Source organism: Micromonospora aurantiaca ATCC 27029, assembly GCF_000145235.1.
Lineage (GTDB): Bacteria > Actinomycetota > Actinomycetes > Mycobacteriales > Micromonosporaceae > Micromonospora > Micromonospora aurantiaca.
In genome coordinates this window covers 4262052-4277007 of sequence record NC_014391.1, presented here as the reverse complement: position 1 = coordinate 4277007, position 14956 = coordinate 4262052, and the positions used below count along the sequence as shown (strand labels likewise).

9 protein-coding genes are annotated in these 14956 nt (G+C 72.1%); 3 read left to right on the top strand and 6 right to left on the bottom strand.

Annotated elements, in window-relative coordinates:
* Together MICAU_RS19000 and MICAU_RS18995 are read left to right on the top strand one after the other, a co-directional pair.
* Window positions 1–918 carry a carbohydrate ABC transporter permease gene (locus tag MICAU_RS19000; RefSeq protein WP_013286968.1) on the top strand — a complete coding sequence of 306 codons (918 nt, stop codon included), beginning with the start codon at window positions 1–3 and terminating at the stop codon, window positions 916–918.
* Window positions 915–2837 (top strand): glycoside hydrolase family 127 protein, encoded by a 1923-nt coding sequence (locus tag MICAU_RS18995; RefSeq protein WP_244879625.1) that lies wholly within the window; start codon window positions 915–917, stop codon window positions 2835–2837. The genes MICAU_RS19000 and MICAU_RS18995 overlap by 4 nt, the downstream gene beginning before the upstream one ends.
* Before the next feature lies 1 nt (window position 2838).
* On the opposite strand, the gene MICAU_RS18990 is transcribed toward MICAU_RS18995, so the two are convergent.
* Genes MICAU_RS18990 through MICAU_RS18980 form a run of 3 tightly spaced genes read right to left on the bottom strand, consistent with a single transcriptional unit; the run spans window position 2839 to window position 8820 of the window.
* On the bottom strand, window positions 2839–3879 hold the full coding sequence (locus MICAU_RS18990; RefSeq protein ID WP_013286966.1) for a LacI family DNA-binding transcriptional regulator: 1041 nt from the start codon (window positions 3877–3879) through the stop codon (window positions 2839–2841).
* A 16-nt stretch (window positions 3880–3895) separates the two neighbouring features.
* Entirely contained in the window at window positions 3896–5419 is a 1524-nt protein-coding gene (locus MICAU_RS18985; protein ID WP_013286965.1) for a family 43 glycosylhydrolase, read from the bottom strand.
* 56 nt (window positions 5420–5475) lie between these two features.
* Window positions 5476–8820: an MGH1-like glycoside hydrolase domain-containing protein gene (locus MICAU_RS18980; protein WP_013286964.1), complete on the bottom strand. Its 3345-nt coding sequence runs from the start codon at window positions 8818–8820 to the stop codon at window positions 5476–5478.
* 505 nt (window positions 8821–9325) lie between these two features.
* Between MICAU_RS18980 and MICAU_RS18975 the strand changes: the two genes are divergently transcribed.
* On the top strand, window positions 9326–10426 hold the full coding sequence (locus MICAU_RS18975) for a LacI family DNA-binding transcriptional regulator (protein ID WP_013286963.1): 1101 nt from the start codon (window positions 9326–9328) through the stop codon (window positions 10424–10426).
* On the opposite strand, the gene MICAU_RS33680 is transcribed toward MICAU_RS18975, so the two are convergent.
* The 3 genes from MICAU_RS33680 to MICAU_RS18960 all read right to left on the bottom strand — a co-directional run bounded on the left by MICAU_RS33680 (window position 10368) and on the right by MICAU_RS18960 (window position 14921).
* A complete protein-coding gene (locus MICAU_RS33680; protein ID WP_013286962.1) occupies window positions 10368–11447 on the bottom strand; it encodes a cellulose-binding domain-containing protein in 1080 nt (359 codons plus the stop codon). The genes MICAU_RS18975 and MICAU_RS33680 overlap by 59 nt on opposite strands.
* Before the next feature lie 12 nt (window positions 11448–11459).
* Window positions 11460–12710 carry a cellulose-binding domain-containing protein gene (locus tag MICAU_RS18965; protein WP_013286961.1) on the bottom strand — a complete coding sequence of 417 codons (1251 nt, stop codon included), beginning with the start codon at window positions 12708–12710 and terminating at the stop codon, window positions 11460–11462.
* Window positions 12711–12929: 219 nt separating this feature from the next.
* Window positions 12930–14921, bottom strand: coding sequence for an acyl-CoA dehydrogenase family protein (locus MICAU_RS18960; RefSeq protein WP_013286960.1), 1992 nt, complete (start codon window positions 14919–14921; stop codon window positions 12930–12932).
* Between the last annotated feature and the right edge of the window lie 35 nt (window positions 14922–14956).

Here is a 14956-nt window from a genome sequence, read left to right as displayed (position 1 = left end):
ATGGCCGTCGACTCCCGTTCCGCCCGGACCCCTGTGGACGGAACGCCCCGGCGTCCTGCCCCGGCGCCGGCCGCCGCGCGCAGGCCGGACGGTCTCACCGTCGCCGGCGTGGCGCTGCGCACGCCGTACTGGGTGTTCACCGGAGGGATGGCGCTGATCTTCCTCTTCCCGCTGGTCTGGACGGCTGTCGCGTCGGTGTCCCCGCAAGCCGGGACCGGCCAGACGCAGGGCTGGGGGTTCGGCAACTACGCGACCCTGGCCGGATACCAGGCGGGCGTGGGGCGCTATCTCGCCAACTCGGCGCTGGTGTCGCTCCTGACGGTCGTGCTCACCCTGTCCGTCTCCCTCCTGGGCGGCTACGCGTTCGCACGGTTCCGCTTCCCCGGGCGCAACGCGCTGTTCCTGCTCACCCTCGCCATCCTGATGGTGCCGTACGCGACCCTGCTCATCCCGCTCTACGTCCTGCTCAACCGGGTCGGGTTGCAGAACTCGCTCGTCGGCGTCGCCCTGGTGCTCACCATGTTCCAGCTCCCGTTCTCCACGTTCCTGATGCGTATCTCCTTCGAGGCGGTGCCGCGTGAACTCGACGAGGCGGCGATGGTCGACGGGTGCTCGTCGTTCGGCGCGCTGCGCCGGGTGCTCCTCCCGGCCGTCAAGCCCGGCCTGATCACCGTCGGACTGTTCGCGTTCCTCGCCTCGTGGAACGACTTCATGGCGCCGCTGATCCTCATCAACGACTCCGAGCGGATGACCCTGCCACTCGCGGTGGCCAACCTTCGCGGCCAGACCCAGGGCGTCGTCGACTACGGCGCGACCGAAGCGGGTGTCGTCGTGCTCGCCCTGCCGTGCGTCGTGCTGTTCCTGCTGCTCCAACGACACTACGTGCGCGGCTTCATGTCCGGCGCGGTGAAGGGATGACCATGGCTCGTAGCGTGCCCGCCGCCGCACCCGTCCTGCCGACGCGCGGCCGGTTCCGGCCGCTCGGGCTCGGTGAGGTACGCATCACCGGCGGATTCTGGGCGGACCGGCAGTCCGTCAACGCGGACGCGAGCCTGGGGCACATCGGGCACTGGCTGGAGCGGGAGGGCTGGATCCGCAACTTCGACCTGGTCGCCTCCGGCGGGCCGGCCGGCGGGCGCCGGGGGCGCGAGTTCTCCGACTCGGAGGTCTACAAGTACCTCGAGGCGATGGCGTGGGAGATCGGCCGCAGCGGCGACCCGCGGCTGGAGTCGGTCTTCGGCCGCGTCGTCGGCCGGGTGGCGCGGGCGCAGGACGGCGACGGCTACCTCAACACGCGGTTCGGGCACCGGGGGCAACCACCGCGCTGGTCCGACCTCGGGCACGGGCACGAGCTCTACTGCGCCAGCCACCTGCTCCAGGCGGCCGTCGCCCGGGCCCGGACCCGTCCGCACGCCGACGACGGACTGGTGGCGGTCGCCCGGCGGGTCGCCGACAACATCTGCGACACGTTCGGGCCGGACGGGCTCGACGGGCTGTGCGGGCACCCGGAGATCGAGACCGCGCTCGTCGAGTTCGCCCGCACGACCGGCGACGACCGCTACCTGGCCCAGGCGGCGCTCTTCCTCGACCGGCGCGGCCACGGCCGGCTGGGGGACGTGGAGTGGGGACGCGAGTACTTCCAGGACGAGACGCCGGTACGCGAGGCGACGGTGCTGCGGGGACACGCGGTCCGCGCGAACTACCTGGCCTGCGGGGCGGTCGACGTCGCCGTCGAGCGGGACGACCCGGGGCTGATGAAGGCGGTACGCCACCAGTGGCGTACCGCTGTGGCCCGGCGGACCTACCTCACCGGCGGGCAGGGTTCCCGGCACCAGGACGAGGCGTTCGGCGCCGACTGGGTGCTGCCGCCCGACCGCGCCTACTCCGAGACGTGCGCGGCGGTGGGCTCGGTGATGCTGGCCTGGCGGCTGCTGCTCGCCTCCGGCGACCCCGGCTGTGCCGATCTCATCGAGCGGACCCTGTTCAACGTGGTCGCGGCGTCCCCGGCGGCCGACGGCCGGGCGTTCTTCTACACCAACACGCTGCACCGCCGGGAACTCGGCGCCCGTCCTGACGACGACCGGCCGAGCATCCGCGCCGAGGCGGCCCAGCGGGCGCCCTGGTTCGAGGTGTCGTGCTGCCCGACGAACGTCGCGCGCACCCTGGCCGGCCTCGGCGCGTACGTGGCGACCACCGACGACGAGGGCCTCCAGATCCACCAGTACGTGCCGGCGACCGTCGCCCACCGCACCCCGGACGGGGGCGGGCGGCACCTGACGGTCACCACCGGCTATCCGGACGACGGCATGGTCCGGGTACGGATCGACAGCGACGACGAGCGGCCCTGGACCCTGTCGTTGCGGGTGCCGGACTGGGCGGGGCGGGGTGCGACGCTGACCGTCGGCGGCCGGACCCGCACCGCGCATCCGGGCTACGTCACCGAGCGCCGGACGTGGCGGAGCGGGGACGAGGTCGTGCTGAGCCTGCCGGTGCAGCCCCGGTTCACGTACCCGGACCCCCGCATCGACGCGGTCCGTGGATGCGTGGCGGTGGAACGCGGGCCGCTGGTGCTCGCGGTCGAGTCGGTGGACGTGCCGCCGGGCGCGGACCTGCAAGGGCTGCACGTCGACACGACCCGGCCGCCCCGGAGCGCCGGCGACCGGGTGTCGGTGCGCTGCCGGCGGCTCGACTGGCCCGACCACGACTGGCCCTACCGTGGTACGGCCGCGCCGCCGGCCGAGTCGGTGACGGAACCGGTCGAGGTCCCGCTCGTGGCGTACCACTCCTGGGCCAACCGGGGGCCGTCCACCATGCGGGTCTGGCTGCCGGCCGGCTGACTCAGCGCGCCGCCGGGGGCGCCGCCGTGCTGTCCCGCACGACGAGTTCGGGCGTCAGGAGCACGCGTCCGGGCGCCGATCGGTCCCCGCCCGCGTCGAGCTGGGCCAGCAGCAGGTCAAGGCTGCGCCGGCCGAGTTCGGCGAAGTCCTGCCGCACGGTGGTCAGCGGGGGCAGGAAGTAGCCCGCGTCGGGCATGTCGTCGAAGCCCACCACGCTGACCTCGTCCGGCACCCGCCGGCCCGCCTCGTGCAGAGCGCGGAGCACCCCCAGGGCGATCTGGTCGCTGGCGCAGAAGACCGCCGTCACCGACGGATCCCGGGCCAGTCGTCGGCCCTGCGTGTAGCCGGCCCGGGCGGTCCAGGCACCCGGCACGGCGTACGGCGACGGCCGGCCGGTGGCGTGCAGGCCGGCTCGCCACCCGTCGGTCCGCTCGGTCGCCTCCGGCCAGTCGGCCGGGCCGGCCACGTGATGCACCGTGGCATGCCCGAGGTCGAGCAGGTGCCGGGTGGCCAGCCGGGCGCCCGCGGCGTTGTCGATCTGGACGTTGGGCACCGCCTCGTCGTGCCCGCCGCCCACGCCGACGACCGCCAGGCCGTCGGACACCTGGGCCAGCGCGGCGGCCACGACCGGCTTCGGGGCGATCGCGATGATGCCCTCGACCGACTGCGCGCGCAGCCAGTCCACCGCGTCCAGCACCGACCGGCGGTCCAGGTCGCGCAGTCCCGCCACGCTCAGGAAGTAGCCGGCGGACCGGGCCGCGCCCTCGATCGCGTACAGCATGGAGGTCGGGCCGTACAGGGCGCTCTCGTACGCGATGATGCCGAGCGTCCCGGAGCGGCGGGTGACCAGCGCGCGGGCCGCCGGGTTGCGGCGGTAGTCCAGCGCCCGCACCGCCGCCAGCACCCGGCGGCGGGTGTCGTCCCGGACGTGCGGGTGCGCGTTGAGCACCCGGGAGACCGTCTGGTTCGACACCCCCGCCAGCCGCGCGACGTCGCGCATGATCGAGTGCCTCGGCACGGGTGTGTCCTCCGGCGTCCTCATCGACTCGGGCGAGGTGTCAGCCGGCCGGCTCGCCGGAGGGGGCGGGGAGCCGCACCCCGGTGGCTACCGGAGTGCCGAAGTTCGGTGTGCCGTCGGCGTTCCAGGTGAACTTCTGCGCCCGGGTGCTGCGGTTCATGTCGCAGCCGCCGGATGCCGAGCTGTTCGCGTGGTAGACGATCCAGTCCTCGGTGCCGTCCGGCGACGTGAAGAAGCCGTTGTGGCCGGGGCCGAAGACGCGGTTGGCGTCGCTGCGCTGGAAGACCGGCTGCGGGGACTTGACCCACGACGAGGAGTTGAGCGGATCGCCGCCGTTCCAGGTCAGCATCCCGAGCTTGTAGTCCGGTGTGCTGCAGTGGCTGGCCGAGAAGATGATGAACGTCCGGCCGTTGCGTTGCAGGACCTCGGCGCCCTCGTTCACGGCGCCCCCGGACGTCTCCCAGCCGTAGGTGGGGGTGGACAGCAGGCGCCGCGTGCCGGCGGCGGTCCACGGGTTGCTCAGCTCGCGGATGAAGTTGGGCTGTGCGCCGTTGTAGTACGTGCCCAGCAGGTACAGCTTGCCGTTGAGCTGCATGATGCTGGGGTCCAGCTCCCAGGTGTTGTCGGCGGTGGGATCCAGCAGGTCGGCCTTGAACGTGTACGGCCCCGTCGGGTCGGTGCCGGCGCTCTCCAGCACGTGGATGCGCTGGCTGCCCAGGTCGAACGGCTGGCGGCCGGCGACGTAGTACAGGTACCAGCGCCTGCCGTTCGGGCCGTCGAGCAGGTGGAACTCGGGGGCCCACATGGTGCCCGCGCCGTTGGGGCGGGTGAGGGTGAACAGCACGGTGTCGGCCGCGCCGGCCAGCCCGTCCAGCGTCCGGGACCGCCGCATCGTGACGGTGTTGTTCCAGGTCGTGGTCGCCAGGTAGTAGTAGCCGTCGTGGTACTTCAACCACGGGTCGGGTCCGTTCACCTTGATCGGGTTGGCGTACGTGTTGGGGCCGGGGTTCGGCCCGCCGCCCGGGTAGCCGGTGAGCCGCCACGTCCGGCTGGCGGCGCTGGTGCAGGGCAACTGGACCAGCGCGGTGCCGGCCGCGCCGCCGTCGTTGACCGGAGCGACGCACTTCCCGCTGGAGACGGCGGTCAGGTTCACGGTGCCGGCGGCGCCGTTGGCCACCAGGCGGAACTGCTGGTTGGTGCCGCCGTGGCAGGTGTACTGGATGACGGCGGCGTTGTCGGCGGTGGACGCGCCGTAGATGTCGAGACAGCTGCCGGGGGTGAGTGTGGTGATCGTGTAGCGGTCGGTCGTGCCGGCCACCGGCGTGACGGTGAAGGTCTGCCGGGCGCCCGCGCCGCAGCCGGCCTGGACGAGCTGCAGCGCGTTCGTGGCGGCGCCGCCGGGCACCTCGACACAGTTCCCGTTCGCCTGGTTGACGACTGTGGTGCCGAAGGCGCTGACGGCCTGGGCGGGGCTGCCGGGGAGCAGGGGCAGGAGCGCGGCCAGCAGCAGGATCGCGACGGCGGCCCCACCGGTGCGCCGGCGGGGGTGCCGGGACAGGTCCATGGGGAGGTCCTTTCGGTGTGGTGACGGGGCGGACGCGCGGCGGTGGGTGGCGGGGCCTACCACCGCCGCGGCTCAGCTGACCTGGATGCGGTCGAGGTCCGGCGCCCAGCCCGCGGTGTTGCCGAAGGTGAGGGTGTTCGTGCCCGCGTCGAGCGGGAGCGTGACGCTGACCGTGCCGACGGTGTCCCAGCCGCCGGTGCCCGGGTGGCGACAGTGACCGGGGCGCCTCCGTTGACGCTGATCTGTGTCGACCTGGCCTCGGCCGAGGCGTAGGAGACGGTGACCGTGCGCGGTCCGGCGGCGTTCGCCGTGACGTTCGTGAACCGCAGCGTGTTCGCGGTGCCGTTGCCGACGTAGCCGACGAGCGCGCCGCCGGAGGCGCCGGCCGAGGAGCGCACCGCGGCCTGCCCGGTCAGGGTGTTGCCGCTCGCCTCCGCCTCGTACGAGGTGGAGGCCGGTGGCGTGGACCCGCCGCGGTGGTAGGCCTGCACCTCGGTCAGGCCGGACCGCGCGCCGCCGGCGTGCGTCAGCACCACCCGGATCCGCTGGGCGGCCACCGCGGCGAAGCGGACGTTGTTGTAGTTGCCCTGGGGTGCCGCCGGCGTGCCGACCTGTGCGCCGACGTTCACCCAGGCGCTGCCGTCGTGGTACTGGACCTGGTACGACGCCGGCGGCCGGTAGGTGGCGCCGGCCGGGCGGCTGTCCTTGACGTACAGGCGCAGCTCGTCGACGGTCTTCGGCGAACCGAAGTCGATCTCGTACCAGTCCTGGGCGGCGGACCCGCCGGCGCCCCAGAACGGCTCGTTCGTCGGGTAGCCGTCGATCGCGGCGCCGGCGCTGGTGCCGCTCGCGGTGGTCGAGGCCGTCACTCTCGCGCCGTCGGCGAGGTCGGGCAGGTTCGCGCTCAGATCCACCCCCGCCTTGGCGAGCAGGTCCACCGTGCCGGCGTCACTGTGGACCACCTGGTTGGGGGCCCGCATGCCGGGCACCGGCGTGCTGAAGGTGACACCGGCGGTGGCGCCGGGGAAGCTGACCGATCCGCTGGACGGGTCGAAGACCAGCGGCACGAGCTTGTCGACGGTGACGGCCCGGTTCCCGTTGACGTAGATCGAGTACCCCTCGGGGACGCCCGGGTACCGGGTCACCCCGTCGCCCGGGTCGTCCCAGACGATCGTCAGGTCGCTGGTGCGGTAGCGGATGTTGTTGACTGTGAAGTTCGGCCAGCCGATGGCGATCGGCGACAACTCGACCCGGTTGTCGTTGCGCGGCCGCAGACCGGCCACGTCCTCGACGACCGTCCAGTTGCTGCTGCCGAGGATGTTGTGGTGGATCCAGGAGCGGTAGTCGATGCGCTTGCCGCCCGGGTTCCAGTCGGCCCAGAACTCGTTGGCGTCGGGCCAGCGGGTGTCGCCGTTGACGTACTGGGCCCAGACGTTCCAGTAGAGCAGCTTCTTGTAGTCCTCCGGGCCGACCCACTGGTTGGGGTAGGTGCGCAGGACCGAGGAGAGCAGCCGGAACTGCACTGTGGAGTTGATGGTGGAGAAGTTGTTGCTGCCGGGCGAGCCGGCGGCCGCCGCGGCGGCCTTGTCCCGCTGGTTGGCGGTGTAGAACGGGAAGATCGGGTACTCCGCCGGGTCGGCGAGGAGGCGCAGCGCCTGCTTGTACTGATCGGTGGCGGGCATCAGGCCGACCGCGTACGGGTAGTAGTTGTTGATCTCCTTCCACGGCACGTGGGCGTTCGTCGCCACGTGCCGGTGTTCCAGCAGGTTGTCGGCCGGGTTCCAGAGCACCGTGACGATCGCGTTGCGGATCCGGGCGGCCAGGGCCCGCATCTCGGCGGCCTTGGCCGAGTTGCCGACCGCCTCGTACGCCTGCGCGGCGGCCAGCGCGCCGCTGTACTGGTACGCGCCCTCGGCCCGGTCCAGGTTGCCGGGGCGCCAGTGGAACGAGACGGCGTCGGCGTCGTTGCCGGTCAGCGCGCCCCAGTCGTACTCGATGATGCCGCTGCCGTCGCGGTCGTAGTGGGCGAGCTGGCCCTTGACGTCGCCTTCGGCGTAGCGGGCGAGGCTGGCCGCGATGCCGGGCTGGCCGCCGTGGAGCTGGTAGCTGCGCCAGGCCGCCTCGGCGATGTACTGGGTGTAGCTGTTGGACCAGTTCTCCGGGTCGCCGGGGTTGTCCAGGAAGCGTCCGCCCTTGGACACCTGACCGACCGAGAGCCAGTCGCCGTAGGCGTACTTCGGGTCGCGCAGGTACTTCAGGTCGTCGATGTGCATCGGCTGGGTCAACGCGATGGCGTTGTTGTAGCCCAGCGCGCCCTCCACCGACGTCGGGAACTGGAAGGTCTGCCCGGGGATGTCGGCGTCGAGGTGGTTGAAGCGCATCAGCCACCAGCGGTAGTAGATGTTCTTCTTGATCGCCGGTTCCGGCACGTCGATGTAGGGGACGTTCTCGGCCCACCACCTGTGGTAGGCGCGGACGTGGGTGGCGAAGGCGGCGTCCGGGGTGGCGTCGCGGTAGCTCAGGTAGTCGGTCGACGACTGCGGGATCTCCCGGGCGGTGAACCCCATGACCACCTTGGTCTGCACCGTGGCGCCGGCGGCGACGGTGACCGTCCGGGTCAGCGCGCCGCCGGACGCGGTGAAGCCGTCACCGGCCAGCCTCGTGGCGAGCGTGGTGAGGCCGTTCTTCACACCGGTCGACCCGGTCAGCTCGTTGCCGCTGCCGGACGACGCGTACGGCGAGGTGGCCCGCAGGGTGAGTGTGACAGGAGCGCCGCCGCTGTTCCTGATCGACAGGTTGGTGACCGCGACGTTGTTGTCGGTGATGAACTTGGTGACTGTGGCCTGCACCGGGCCCCCGGCGTACACGCTCCTCCAGTGGCTGGGCGCCTGCCAGCGCTGGCTGCTCTGCTCGGTGAACGTCCCCGGGCCCAGCGCGATCGAGTACGCGGCGGCCTCGCTGATGCTCTCCCAGTACGCCACCCGGCCGCCGAAGCCGATCACCGCCGGGTTGTGCTGTTTCATGAACAGGGCCCGCCCGCGGGTCATCAGGATCCCGCCGTCGGCGTCGGACGGATCGCCGCCGCCGGAGCGCGACAGCAGCCGGTCGATCCAGAAGTCGGTGCCCGCCTTCTCCGCGTCGTAGATCGACTGCATCATGTTGCCGGTGGTGTACCCGACCGGCGGCTGCGGGACCGCCGGGCCGCCGAAGGTGGGATAGCCGATGGTCTGAGCGGCCTGTGCGGGGCTCGCGGCCACCGGGGTGAGCGCGCCGACGACCACCAGGGCGAGCGCCGCTCCGGTGACCCGCCGGAACCGGCGGACGGCCGGGGGTGGCGACGTGCGCACCTCCGGCCCGGCCCGATCGAGGTGTGGACTTCCGGGAGGATCCCATGTGTTCATGGGTGCTCACCGAGACCTTTCGTTGTCGGGATGAGAACTGCATCGCGACAGGCCGGACCGCCGGTACCGCGGCGGGGCGGCGGTCGGGGTGACACCTCGTACCGGTTTCGGGCGGCCGTCGTGACCCGCGTGCGCGGCGGGTGGAACGGCCCCCGGTCGTCGACGCCCGGTCGTCGGCGACTGCCTCGCCCGGCCGGCCGGCTGCCCCGCCGACCTGAGCCGAAAACCTTTTCAGCAACATACCACCGCATCGGAGGCTGTCAATCCTCTGCGCAGCCCGGGAGCCGTTCGGTGTGCGGCCGACGGGGGTGCCGGCCGTGCGCCGATCGTCCGAAAAGCTTTCGGGCGAGAGGTGTCGGCGGGCGGGCCGGCGGTACGCGCCGGTGGTGGCCGGCGCAGGCGCGCTGCTCGAAATCCTTTTCAGAAATCGGCCGCGGGGTCGGGTATAGTCGGTACGCCTCGGTGGCTGCCTCGGTGATCCAGCCCCGGCCCGAAGGGGATCTCGGTGCGTAGACGACGTTCGCAGTCGGTGACTCTGATGGATGTGGCGAAGCTGGCCGGCGTGTCGGTGGCCACCGCGTCCAAGGCGCTCAACGCCCGTGAGGAGGTGGCACCGGCCACCCGCCGGCGGGTGCAGCAGGCCGCCGAGCAGCTCTCCTTCCAGCCGAACGGGCTGGCCCGGGGGCTCATCTCCGGACGCTCCCACACCATCGGGCTGCTGACCGAGACGCTCGGCGAGCGGTTCGCCTTCCCCGTCCTCAGGGGAGTGGAGAACGCCCTGGGCAACGAGCGGATGTGCGTGCTGCTGTGCGACGCCCGCGGCGACGTCATCCGCCGCCAGCACCACATCCGGACGCTGCTGTCACGTCAGGTCGACGGTTTCGTCATCCTCGGCGACTCCAACGACGTCCGGCCGTCGCTGAGCCGCGACCTGCCCGTCCCGGCGGTCTACGTCTACGGCGAGTCGGACGACCCGGACGACCTGTCCGTCCTCGCCGACGACGAGGGCGGCGGTCGGCTCGCGGCCGAGCACCTGGTGTCGCTGGGCCGCCGCCGCATCGCCCACATCACCGGCCCGCAGACCTACCGGGCCGCCCGCGACCGGGTGGTCGGCCTGGAGGCGGTGCTGCGCGAGGCGGGTCTGCCGCTGGTCGGCGGCGGTCCCCGCTACGGCGACTGGTCGCAGCGCTGGGGCCGGCAGGCGGCGGCCATGGTGATCAACGCCTCGCCGGACACGGACGCCGTCTTCTGCGGCAACGACCAGATCGCCACCGGGGTGGTCGAGGCGCTGCGCGACCTCGGCCGCCGTACGCCGCAGGACGTGGCGGTGGTCGGGTACGACAACTGGGAGGTCTTCGCCACCGACTGCCGTCCGCCGCTGACCACAGTGGACCTGAACCTGGAACAACTCGGCGCCACGGCGGTCAAGTACCTCTTCGCGGCGCTGGACGGGAACCCGTCGCGCGGCGTCATCCGGCACCCCGGCCGCCTGGTGGTCCGGGACTCCACCGGCCCGCCCCCGCTCGGGGACGGGCCGGCGGAGGGCGTCAGGACAGGAAGGCGCCGTACGGGCCGGCGAGGATCTGGTTCTTCTGTGCCTGGCTGAAGTGCGTGTTCGGATAGTCGTAGAACGAGGCCGACATCGGGGTGCCGTCCGTCGACGTCGAGTCCGGCAACCCGAGCGCGTGGCCGAGTTCGTGCACCATGCCGCCGTACCAGCGGTTCATCGGGCCGTTCACGCCCGCCGCGCCGTCGGCGTCGTGCTGGCAGAGGATCACCCAGCCGCCACCGCCGCCACCCCCGGCGCCCGGACCCTCGGCGCTGATCTCACCCACGTTGATCCAGCGGTTGTCCGGTGCGCGCAGGCTCAGCTTGCGCATCAGCTCCTGCTGCATGTTGAACACCGACCACCAGTACCGGTCGGAGCCGTTCGGGGTGTTCTCGTACCAGGACTTGACGTGGTCGCCGTCGACCACCTCCACCACCGGGTTGTTCAGTGTGAACGTCCGGCCCAGCTCCTGCCGGTAGTACCGCTGGGCCTCGCGCATCACGGCGGCGATGCCGTCCGGCCACCGCTGGTCGTACGCGACGTCGGAGGGCTTGAGCCAGTAGACGCGCACGGTGCCCGGCGGCGGTGTGCCGCCGGGCGGCGGCGCGGTCCCGGTCGGTGCCGGCGTGGCGGTCGGGGCCGGCGGTACCGACGTCGGCGGCGTACCGCCGGTGCAGGCGACGCCGTTGAGGGTGAACGCGCTCGGGGCCGGGTTGGCGGAGCCGTTCCAGGACCCGTTGAAGCCGAACGACGCGGACGCCCCGGTGCCGAGGCCGCCGTTGTAGCTGACGTTCGTCGCGGTGACAGCGGCGCCGCTCTGCGCCACCGTCGCGTTCCATGCCTGGGTGACTGTCTGCCCGGCCGTGAACGACCAGCGCAGCGTCCAGCCGCTGATCGGGTCGCCCAGGTTGGTGACCTGCACGTTCGCGCCGAAGCCGCCCGGCCACTGGGAGCTGACCGCGTACGCGATCCGGCAGCCCGCGGCGGCCGCGTGGCCGGCGCCGCCGGTCGCCACGACGGCGCCGGCCAGGATCACGGCGAGCGTCGCCGCCGCGAGACGGAACGGGTTTGCACGCATCGGGCACCCCCGTCAGTAGCCGTAGCGGCTCTTGAGGTGCCGCCACCAGTCGCGCAGCATCCAGGCGTCGAAATCGGTGATCGAGGCGGCGCTGCCGGCCTTCATGACGAAGCCCTGGCCCGGCAGCGGGTCCCAGTCGTAGAAGTCGTCGAGGCCGTAGGTGTGCCCGATCTCGTGCAGCAGGATGTGGATGTTGTCGCTGCCGAGGTTGGACATGAAGTACTCCCGGCCGATCCGTTGCCCCCAGTCGCCGCCCGCGCCGCCGCCGAACCCGTCGGTCAGCCAGAGCGAGTGGTCGTAGTGGCGGCCGGCGCCACCCGGGCAGTTCGGGTACTGGCCGTTCTGGTTGAAGAACCGGCCGCACGGCTCGCTGCACTGCGGCGCGTTCTCCCGGATGTCGTTGACGTAGATGTCGACCGAGTTGTCGGACCACTGCAACTGGTTGCGGTCCCGCACCGCCCAGCCGACCACCTTCACCGGTACGTCGGTGTAGGGGAAGCCGTTGTGGCCGGCCAGGACGTTCATCCACTTCTTGTACTGGCGGGCCAGCGCGGCCTGGATCTGGTCACGTTGCGCCGCCGTCACGGTGGCCGACGAGTCCCACCGGACGCAGTAGTTGATGTAGCCCCGGTTCGCGAACAGCTGGTCCCAGCCGTAGTTGCGGAAGCCGTACAGGTTGCCGTTGTTGTAGGTCTGCTCCACGTGCTGCCAGACCTGGTTGAGCGGTCCGGCCAGGTTCGACGGCGGGTTCCAGCCGGAGCCGGGGGTTGGCGTGGTGGGGCCGGAGGTGGGGGTGGGCGCCGGTGTGGTCGGCGCGGGCGTCGTGGGAGCGGGCGTGGTCGGCGCCCCGGTGCAGGCCGTTCCGTTCAGGGTGAACGACGTGGGCGCCGGGTTGGTGCCGGTGAAGGCGCCGTTGAAGCCGAACGAGGCCGCGGCGCCGGTGCCCAGGGAGCCGTTGTAGGAGGCGTTCGTCGCGGTGACCCGGGTGCCGCTCTGGCTGACGCTCGCGTTCCACGCCTGCGTCACCGTCTGTCCGGCCGCGTACGACCAGGCCAGCGTCCAGCCGGTGACCGGGTCGCCGAGGTTGGCGATCGTCACGTCGGCGCCGAATCCGCCCGGCCACTGGCTGGTCACCCGGTAGTCGACCCGGCATCCGGGCGCCGCCGCCTGCGCCCCGGTGACCACGAGCGCCGCGCCGGCCACAGTGGTCAGGGTGGCGGCCAGGACGACCGCCAGCCGCGCGCCACCTCTCGCTGATGTCACGGACCTCTCCTCTCCTCTCGGTCGGGGCGGCGGCCCGGGAACAGCCGTCGCGCCGTCCTAGGTGAAATCGATTAGCACCTATTGCTTTCTCGACCACCATGGAGCCCGAAAAGGTTTTCGTCAAGGACCGGCCCACGTGGCAGGCGGACAGCGCGCAACCGCCGGACGGCCCCGGCAGGGGCACATCCGGCGGTACGGCGGATCAGCGCCGCGGGGCGGTCAGACCGGCGCGGACCGCGGGTCGGTGGCGGCGTCGTGGGCGGCCATCGTCTCCTGCCGTGCCGGCTCCTCCCGCAGGATCGCGGCGTGCAGCCACGCGTCCGGGATGGCGAAACCGTCCACCAGCGTGCGCATGTACGGGCGCAGCTCCTTGAGCAGCCCGTTCACCACGCCGGTGATCGCCTTGGACCGGGCCGGGGTGAGCCGGCCGTGCTCCATCAGCCAGCCCTTGTTCGCCTCGATGACGCTCAGCGCGTACAGGTCGCAGACCCGGGACAGCAGCTCCTTGACCGCCGGGTCGGCTGTCGCGTCGATACCGGCGACGAACGCCTCCAGGGTCACCCGGTCGACGTGCGCGGCGGCGACGGCGAGGACGTGGTCCTGCACGTCGTTGAAGATGTCGAACGGACGGTCCTTCTTGGTGGAGGCGCCACCGCGCAGGCGGCGGACCGCGCTGTCGAGCAGGTGCTCCTCGCGGTCCTCGAACACCTTGAGCTGCCAGCCCCGGTCGGTGACGGCGACCTCGTCGTCCCGGCCCGGCACGGCACCGACCAGCCGCGCGATGAGCGCCCGCGCGGCGGTGCGTTCCAGCACCATCTCGCGTACCTGCTCGGCGACGAACGAGGCGCGCCCCCAGCCGTCCAACGAGCCGAACTCGTCCCGGTAGCCGGTCAGCAGCCCCTTGGCGACCAGCTGGAGCAGGACCGTGTTGTCGCCCTCGAACGTGGTGAACACGTCGGTGTCGGCCTTGAGGCTGGGCAGCCGGTTCTCGGACAGGTAGCCGGCGCCGCCGCACGCCTCCCGGCACGCCTGGATGGTGCGTGTGGCGTGCCAGGTCTGCGCCGCCTTGAGCCCGGCGGCACGGGACTCCAGCTCCCGCTGCCGGTGCTCGTCGACCGGCCCGTCGCCGCCCTGGATCTCGTCGAGCGCGGCGACCAGCTCGGTCTGGGCGAAGTGCAGCGCGTACGTGGTGGCCAGCGCGGGCAGCAGCTTGCGCTGGTGGGCCAGGTAGTCGTTGAGGAGCACCTCGCGGTCACCCTCGGCGTCACTGAACTGACGGCGGATGTCGCCGTAGCGCACCGCGATGGCCAGCGCCGCCTTGGTGGCCGCCGACGCGGCGCCGCCCACGCTGACCCGGCCCCGCACCAGCGTGCCGAGCATGGTGAAGAACCGGCGGGAGTCGTTCTCGATCGCGCTGGAGTACGTCCCGTCCTCGGCCACCTGCGCGTACCGGTCCAGCAGCATGTCCCGCGGCACCCGTACGTGGTCGAAGCTGAGCCGCCCGTTGTCGACGCCGAGCAGGCCGGCCTTGGGTCCGGCGTCGCCGATGGTCACGCCGGGCATCGGGTTGCCGTGCTCGTCGCGGATCGGCACCAGCCACGCGTGCACCCCGTGCCGGCGCCCACCGCTGATCAGCTGGGCGAAGACCACAGCCATCCGCCCGTCCCGGGCCGCGTTGCCGATGTAGTCCTTGCGTGCCGCCTCGTGCGGCGTGTGCAGGTCGAAGGTCCGCGTCTGCGGGTCGTACACACAGGTGGTGCGCAGTTGCTGCACGTCGGAGCCGTGGCCGGTCTCGGTCATCGCGAAGCAGCCGAAGATCCGTCCCTCGACGATGTCCCGGAGATAGGCGTCGTGGTGCCGCTTCGTGCCGAGGGCGGCGACCGCGCCGCCGAACAGGCCCCACTGCACGCCGGCCTTCACCATGAGTGACAGGTCGACCTGCGCGAGCATCTCGGTGGCGACGATCGAGGCGCCGATGTCGGACCGGCCGCCGTACTCGGGCGGGAAGCCCGCGGCGATGCCCAGCTCGACCGGCAGTTCGCCGAGCAGCCGGGTGATCCGCTCGCGCGCCTGGTCACCGGTCTCCCCGTACACAGGGAGGAACCGCTCGTCGAGGTGTTTGCGGTGAGCCTGACGGACCTCGGCCCACGGTCCGTCGAGCGTCTCCTGAAGGCGGGCGATGTCGATGCGGCGGGACGCGTGATCGAGCATGGTCGCTCCTCGGGGCAGCGGACATATGGGTGCAC

Bases quoted from the DNA above. Each gene is read 5' to 3' on its own strand.
- MICAU_RS18980 (WP_013286964.1), bottom strand. From the start codon at position 8,820: ATGAACACATGGGATCCTCCCGGAAGTCCACACCTCGATCGGGCCGGG.
- MICAU_RS18960 (WP_013286960.1), bottom strand. From the start codon at position 14,921: ATGCTCGATCACGCGTCCCGCCGCATCGACATCGCCCGCCTTCAGGAG.
- MICAU_RS33680 (WP_013286962.1), bottom strand. From the start codon at position 11,447: ATGCGTGCAAACCCGTTCCGTCTCGCGGCGGCGACGCTCGCCGTGATC.
- MICAU_RS18990 (WP_013286966.1), bottom strand. From the start codon at position 3,879: ATGAGGACGCCGGAGGACACACCCGTGCCGAGGCACTCGATCATGCGC.
- MICAU_RS18995 (WP_244879625.1), top strand. From the start codon at position 915: ATGACCATGGCTCGTAGCGTGCCCGCCGCCGCACCCGTCCTGCCGACG.
- MICAU_RS19000 (WP_013286968.1), top strand. From the start codon at position 1: ATGGCCGTCGACTCCCGTTCCGCCCGGACCCCTGTGGACGGAACGCCC.
- MICAU_RS18985 (WP_013286965.1), bottom strand. From the start codon at position 5,419: ATGGACCTGTCCCGGCACCCCCGCCGGCGCACCGGTGGGGCCGCCGTC.